The following is a 6,919-nucleotide window of genomic DNA, read 5'->3' on the forward strand; positions in this document are numbered from 1 at the left end:
AGAAGGACCGGACTGCCCCGGATTGCGCCAAAAAGCCACAGAATCCGGACGTCCAGGTCAACTAAACGGCGCTTGGATCGACTTTTGAAAGCGTGCTCGCTATCATGATATTTCCAAAAGGAAAATAATCTGGAGGCGGCATGCAGTGGTTTTATGATTTGAAGATCGGCAAAAAGCTGATCATTTCGTTCGCTATCCTCACCATTTTCACCTGCGCGCTGGGCCTGTTCTCGATCGTGCAGCTCACCAAGGTCAGCAAGGCTTCCAGCGACATCGCCACCAACTGGCTGCCGGCCGTGCGCTACCTGGGGCAAATGCAGAATTCGCTGTCGCGCTACCGCATCTCGGAAGCCACGCACATCCTGGTCACGGCCGAAGACGACATGGTGGCCACCGACAAGTCGATGGCCACCCGCCTCGATACGCTGGCCAAGCAGCAGGCGTTGTACGCGGCCCTGGTGTCCGAAGCCGAGGAAAAGCGCATCTACACCGAATTGCAGAAATCGCTGGCCGACTACATGGCGCAGAGCAAGAAGCTGACGGCGCTGTCGCACGCCGGCAGCAAGGAAGAAGCGCGCGTGCTGTTCCGCGGCGCGTCCAACAAGCTGTTTCGACAGGTCAACGAGCAGCTCGAAGCGCTGGTCAAGATCAACGACGACGGCAGCCTGGCCTCCGACGAGCAGGCCTCGGAGATTTTCAGCATGTCGCGCAAGCTGATCCTCGGCGTGCTGGCGGTCTTGATCGCGATCGGCATGGGCCTGGCCGTGCTGGTGGCGCGCATCGTCTCGCGGCCGTTGCAGGAAGCGGTGGGCGTGGCCCAGCGCGTGGCCAACGGCGACCTGACCGCCAGCATCGCGCGCGGCGGCCCGGACGAAACCGGCCAGCTGATGTCGGCGCTGGGCCTGATGAACGCCAGCCTGCTGCGCGTGGTGGGCGAGGTGCGCAGCGGTACCGACACCATCGCCACCGCCTCGACCGAGATCGCCAGCGGCAACCTCGACCTGTCCAGCCGCACCGAGGAACAGGCCAGTTCGCTCGAAGAAACGGCATCGGCCATGGAAGAGCTGACCTCGACCGTCAAGCAGAACGCCGACAACGCGCGCCACGCCAAGCAGCTGGCGCAGTCGGCATCGAACATCGCCGGCGACTGCGGCAAGGTGGTGGGCGAGGTGATCACCACCATGGAATCGATCAGCTCGTCGTCGCGCAAGATCGTGGACATCATCAGCGTGATCGACGGCATCGCCTTCCAGACCAACATCCTGGCGCTGAACGCGGCGGTGGAAGCGGCACGGGCGGGCGAGCAGGGCCGCGGCTTTGCCGTGGTCGCGTCCGAGGTGCGCAACCTGGCCCAGCGCAGCGCTGCTGCGGCCAAGGAAATCAAGGTCCTGATCGACGACTCGGTGACGCAGGTGGGCTCCGGCACCGCCCAGGTGCAGCAGGCTGGCAGGTCGATGGACGACATGCTCGAAAGCGTGCGCCGCGTGAGCGCGGTGGTGAGCGAAATCACTGCCGCCAGCCAGGAGCAGAGCGTCGGCATCGAGGAAGTGAACCGCGCCGTGATCCAGATGGACCAGGTGACCCAGCAAAATGCCGCGCTGGTGGAGGAGGCCGCCGCAGCGGCTGCCGCGCTGCAGGAGCAGTCGGCCAATCTGGCCGCCGTGGTCAGCGTGTTCCGCCTGGCCTGACCGCAAAATAGTTTAACAACGACGAAGGAGAACGCCATGCAGAGAACCACCGTCATTGCCGGCGCCGTGCTGGCCGCGCTGTCCACGCTGGGCACCGCCACGCCAGCGCTGGCGCAATCGAATGTCACCATCTACGGCATCATCGATACCGGCGTCGAATACCTGTCCAACGCCGGCCCGGGCGGCAGCGCGCTGCGCGTGAGCTCGGGCGGCATGAACAATTCGCGCCTGGGCTTTCGTGGCAGCGAAGATCTCGGTGGCGGCCTGAAGGCCGTGTTCAACCTCGAAAGCGGCCTGCTGACCGACGTCGGCGCCTACGACGGCGGCCTGTTCCGCCGCCAGGCCAATGTCGGCCTGGAGGGTGCGTTTGGCCGCGTCGTCATCGGCCGCTCGTTCACCACCGTTTACGACTTCATCGTCGGCTTCGACCCGATGGCCTATGCACCCTACTATTCGTGGGCCTCGAGCGGCTCGGCGTCGGGCGCCAGCACCTACAGCATGGCCACGTCGGCCGACAACATCGTCAAGTATTCGCTCGACAGCGGCCCGCTGAAATTCGGCGCCACCTACGCGTTCGGCGAGCAGACCACCGGCATCGCCGACGGCGCCCGCATGCAGCTTGCCACGGCCTACACGGCAGGCATGTTTTCGCTGGTGGCCACGGCCGAGCAAAGCAATGGCAACAACGTTGCCGCCACCGACCGCCACGACAAGACCAACGTGGTCCACCTGGGCGGCATGGTCAGCTCGGGCGACTTCAAGGTGCAGCTGGTGGGCCGTACCTACAAGACCGAATCGAACAACCGCGCCTTGCCCGACGTGCGCGCCAACACCTACTGGGCCGGCCTGACCTACAAGGCCACGCCGGCCATGACGCTGGTGGGCGCCGTGTACTACACCGACGTGCGCAACGTCGCCGCCGGCGCCGATGCCGATCCGAAGATGTACGTGGCGCGGGCCCGCTATGCACTGTCCAAGCGCACCGACGTTTACCTGACCGGCGCCTACACCAGGGCCAAAAACGGCAAGCTGATCAGCCTGTCGCGCAACGAAGCGGGGTTTGCCGATCACCAGCGCGCGCTGATGGCCGGGGTGCAGCACCGCTTCTGATGTCCAGCTCGCACGTCAGGCTTGGCCGGGTGGGGCGCGGTGGTGCTGGGTAGCTGAGGCGCTGAGCGTGGCGATATAATGCGCGATCGTCACCAGCCTGCACGCCGCCGACCACCCATTCATGCCACGCATTATCTTTACCCTGATCGCGCTGATGCTCGTCCTGCTTGCCGATCTTGCGGCGGCTGGAGCAGCGCTGCCGGCCGCCACGACACCGGTGGCGCCGCAGCCGACCATCATGCAGGCGTTTCACCATCAGGCCTGGAAAGCCGGCAAGGGCGTGCCGGTCCAGATCCACGCGATCACGCAAAGCAGCGACGGTTACCTGTGGCTGGCCAGCGACGACGGCCTGTACCGCTTCGACGGCACCAACTTCGACCGTATCGACGCCATCGGCGGCCACCGCCTGCGTTCGCCGCACGCGATGACCGTGCTGGCGGAGGCCGACGGCGGCCTGTGGGTCAGCTACCGTTACGGCGGCGTCAGTTACTTCAAGAACGACCAGGAAATCTATTACGGCAAGGACCAGGGCTTTCCCGATGCGATGGCGTTCCAGCTGGCGCGCGGCCCCGACGGTCGCATGTGGGCGACCACCAGCCAGGGTATGGCCAGCCTCGATAATGGTCGCTGGGTCATGGCCGACACCGCTCGCGACCTCGGCGCCGAGGCCGGTGTCGTGACGCGCATGCTGTTCGCGCGCGACGGCACGCACTGGATCGCCAGCGGCAACGGCGCCTATTACCGTGCGCCCGGCAGCGCGCGCTATGTGCGCGCCTGGCCGCGCGGTGTCCACCTCGATCAGCTGACGGAAACCGCAGCCGGCGACATTCTGGCAAGCAACGGTCTCGCGCACATCTACCGCATCGCGCGCACACCGGTGCCGGCGCAGCCGGTACTGCAAGGCGCTGCCGTCTGGACCGACCGCGCCGGCGCGCTGTGGACGGCGCATGCCGACAGCCTCGAATGGCTGCCCGGCGGTGCGCCGGCCGCGCCGCGCCAGGTGCTGGGCCCGACCCAGGGCTTGAGCGGACGCGAGCCGCAAACCTTTTTCGAGGACCGCGACGGCAATCTCTGGATCGGCACCAATAACGGCCTCGATCGGCTGCGGCGCTGGCGCGTGACGCCGGTGCCGGCGGCCATGCGCATCCTGTCGTCGGCCATGGTGCCGGGGCGCGACGCCACCATGTGGATCAGCGAGGACCGGTTGTCGGCGCGCCGCTTCGATGTCCAGGGCCGGGCGCTGCAGCGGGTGCCGTATCCGTTTGCCATGGGTTTGAACACTGCGGACGGCGGTATCGTGCTGGGTTCGCGCACCGGCATCTGGTTCGAGGACGGCAACACCCTGATCCCGGCAGCGCCGGAAGCGCTGCGCCAGGACACCGATATCAGCACCTTCGCGCGCGACGGGCAGGGCGTCTGGTGGGCCAACTTCCGCGGCGTGGCGCTGATGCGCCGCATCGGCGATCAGTGGCAGCCCGCGCGCGACAGCGTGGCAGGGCTGCCGCCTGACCGGCCGCGCACCATGCACACGGACGCCGGCGGCCAGTTGTGGCTCGGCTTCCCCCACAGCACGCTGGTACGCTATGCCAACGGCGCCGTGACCGCGTTCGGCGCAGGGCAGGGGCTCGATCTGGGCGACATCAACGTGGTCTATTCGCGCCGTGGCCGGCTATGGGGCGCCGGCGACAAGGGCGTGGCCTGGTTCGACGGCAGCCGTTTTCACGGCCTCGCGCTGGCGGGCGGGCAGGCGCTGCGGGGCGTGAGCGGCATCGTCGAGACGGCAGCAGGGGAGTTGTGGCTGCGCAGCCTCGATGGCCTGTACCGGATCGACGCGGTCGAAGTCAGCGGCGCCATCCGCGACGGCAAAGCGGTGCACTACGAGCTGTTCGATATCGATGACGGTGTCGGCCCCCCGATTTCCCTGGTCGGACCGTTTCCCTCGGTCCTGGAAGCGGGCGACGGCCGCCTGTGGGTGGCCAGTTACGAGGGCGTGGCCACCATCATGCCGGGCGATATCCGGCGCGACCTGCATGCACCGCTGGTCGAGATCCGCGGCGTCACCAGCAATGGCGTGCATTACCGGCCAGCTGCGCCGCTGCGGCTGCCCGAGGGCAGCAACAACCTGGATATCTCGTTCGGCGCACTCAGTCTCACGCGACCGGAACGCACGCAGTTCCGCTACCGCCTGCGCGGCGTCGATACCGACTGGCAGCACGCAGGCACCCGGCGCGACATCGTCTACACCAAGCTGCCGCCTGGCCGCTACACGTTCGAAGTCTCGGCCTCGAACGAATACGGCGTCTGGGACAGCAAGGGCGATGCGCTCGACTTCGAGATCGCGCCGCAGATCTGGCAGGCGACTTGGTTCCGGCTGGCCGCACTGGCCGTGCTGATCGCCATCCTGATTATCTACCACCGCCGGCGCGTGGCTGCCGCGTCGGCCCGTGCGGCGGAACTGAGCGCCACCCGGCTCGAGGAGCGCGAACGGATCGCGCGCACCCTGCACGACGATCTGCTGCAGGGCGTCCACGCCCTGGTGCTGAAATGCGCGACCATCCTGTCACGGCTGCCGAAAGACAGCCACGAAGAACGCATCCTCGAGTCGGCGCTGGACCAGGCCGAAAAGCTGATGGCCAATACCCGTGACGAGGTGATGGCCTTGCGACAGGATCTGTCGTCCGCCCAGATGCTGGCCGACCTCCATGACGACATCGAGAAACTGGAACCGACCACCGGCGGCCGGCTCAAGCTCGGCGTCTCGCGCGAGCTGGTGCACGTGCGGCCCGACGTGACTCGCGAAGTCTGCCAGATCTTCAAGGAAGCCGTGATCAACGCCTGCCGGCACTCGCAGGCCACCCGCATCGTCGCCACCATCGCCATCAGCGGCACGCTGCTGGAAGTATCGGTCATGGATAACGGCGTCGGCATCACGCCGCAGGCGGCAGCATCGGGCATTCCCGGCCACTTCGGCATCGTCGGCATGCGGGAGAGGGTGCAGAAGCTGGGCGCAGTGCTGACCATCGAGCGCAATCCGGGCGGCGGCACCGTGTTGCGGTTTGGTCTTGATGTTGGCTACCGCAACTTAGGCTAAAGCGGTAGCTTGAAGTGATTGTGGCTGAACAGGTGATGGGCTGGTATAACGTGATGCGCTAAGCATGGGATTCGGGGCGCGAAGAAATCGTCAACAATGAACTTTCTTCAACTTACCCATCATCATTGGCGGACCTCAGTTTGCTACACTACGACCTTGAATGACTGATCTGCCTGCAAGATCTCGCTAACTGCAAAACGACGCCAGATTCACCGACAAGCAGTTCACTCCGGATGTTGCATAAGTTCAATGGTATGGCCGTCAGGTCCTCGGGTGTAGACCATGATTGTTCCGCTGGGCGCGGTTTGCGGTTCGCCGGTTGCCGTCCATCCATAAGGGCGCATGCGATTTAGCATTGCGCGCAGATCGGTCACGGCAAACGTCAAATGAGCCGAACCGACATCACATGGACGTTGCTTTAAAATCAAGCGGTCTTCCGGTGAATCGTACTCAAGCAGCTCAATTTTGTATCCATCGGGGCCTTGTAGGAGAGCATTTCTTAAATAAGCGCCCGGCACACCGACAACTTGTTCCATCGCGTGCCCACCGCCAAGCTCTTTGCGGTACACGAGATGAAAGCCGAGAACTTCAGTCCAGAAATCAAGTGCACTATCGATCGACGCCACTGTTAGTCCAGTGTGCTCGGTGCGTAATACGGTAGAGGTTTGGTCGTTCATAGTGCATTCTGTTATAACAGTCAAGGCCGCAGATTTATGCGAGCGTTAAGAATCCGGTTTGGACTTCCCACATTACTTTAACTTCACTAGATGTCGTACAAGCATTTTGGGAAATTCAGTAAGCGTTTTTTTCTATTTTTTGGAAATAAGGTAATGAGATTGCGCCAAGCACTCGTAGCGGCATCCTACTTGGCATCCGGCACAGCCATTGGTGCGACCAATGAACAAACCGATTCTGTCGCACTATCCAGTATCCGGTAATCCCCCCATTAATGATGCGCACCAGAAGTAGAGGCTATGCGGCGAGGGCCAATTTCTGAATCGGCGTGATGCCGCCAAGTGCCATGTGTGGC

General features: G+C 64.2%; 4 protein-coding genes. 3 read left to right on the plus strand and 1 reads right to left on the minus strand.

All coding sequences use genetic code 11. The features are described from left to right. Nucleotides 1-140: 140 nt before the first annotated feature. The 3 genes from ASF61_RS20275 to ASF61_RS20285 all read left to right on the plus strand — a co-directional run bounded on the left by ASF61_RS20275 (nt 141) and on the right by ASF61_RS20285 (nt 5,889). Entirely contained in the window at nt 141-1,688 is a 1,548-nt protein-coding gene (locus ASF61_RS20275; RefSeq protein WP_056160226.1) for a methyl-accepting chemotaxis protein, read from the plus strand. A 36-nt stretch (nt 1,689-1,724) separates the two neighbouring features. Further along, on the plus strand, nt 1,725-2,798 hold the full coding sequence (locus ASF61_RS20280; RefSeq protein ID WP_056160230.1) for a porin: 1,074 nt from the start codon (nt 1,725-1,727) through the stop codon (nt 2,796-2,798). Between the two features lie 121 nt (nt 2,799-2,919). After that, nucleotides 2,920-5,889, plus strand: a complete 2,970-nt coding sequence (locus ASF61_RS20285) for a sensor histidine kinase (RefSeq protein WP_056160234.1) — start codon at nt 2,920-2,922, stop codon at nt 5,887-5,889. A gap of 224 nt (nt 5,890-6,113) precedes the next feature. On the opposite strand, the gene ASF61_RS22995 is transcribed toward ASF61_RS20285, so the two are convergent. Next, on the minus strand, nt 6,114-6,566 hold the full coding sequence (locus ASF61_RS22995; protein WP_082491846.1) for a VOC family protein: 453 nt from the start codon (nt 6,564-6,566) through the stop codon (nt 6,114-6,116). Between the last annotated feature and the right edge of the window lie 353 nt (nt 6,567-6,919).

It is taken from the genome of Duganella sp. Leaf126 (assembly GCF_001423125.1).
Classification (GTDB): domain Bacteria; phylum Pseudomonadota; class Gammaproteobacteria; order Burkholderiales; family Burkholderiaceae_D; genus Rugamonas.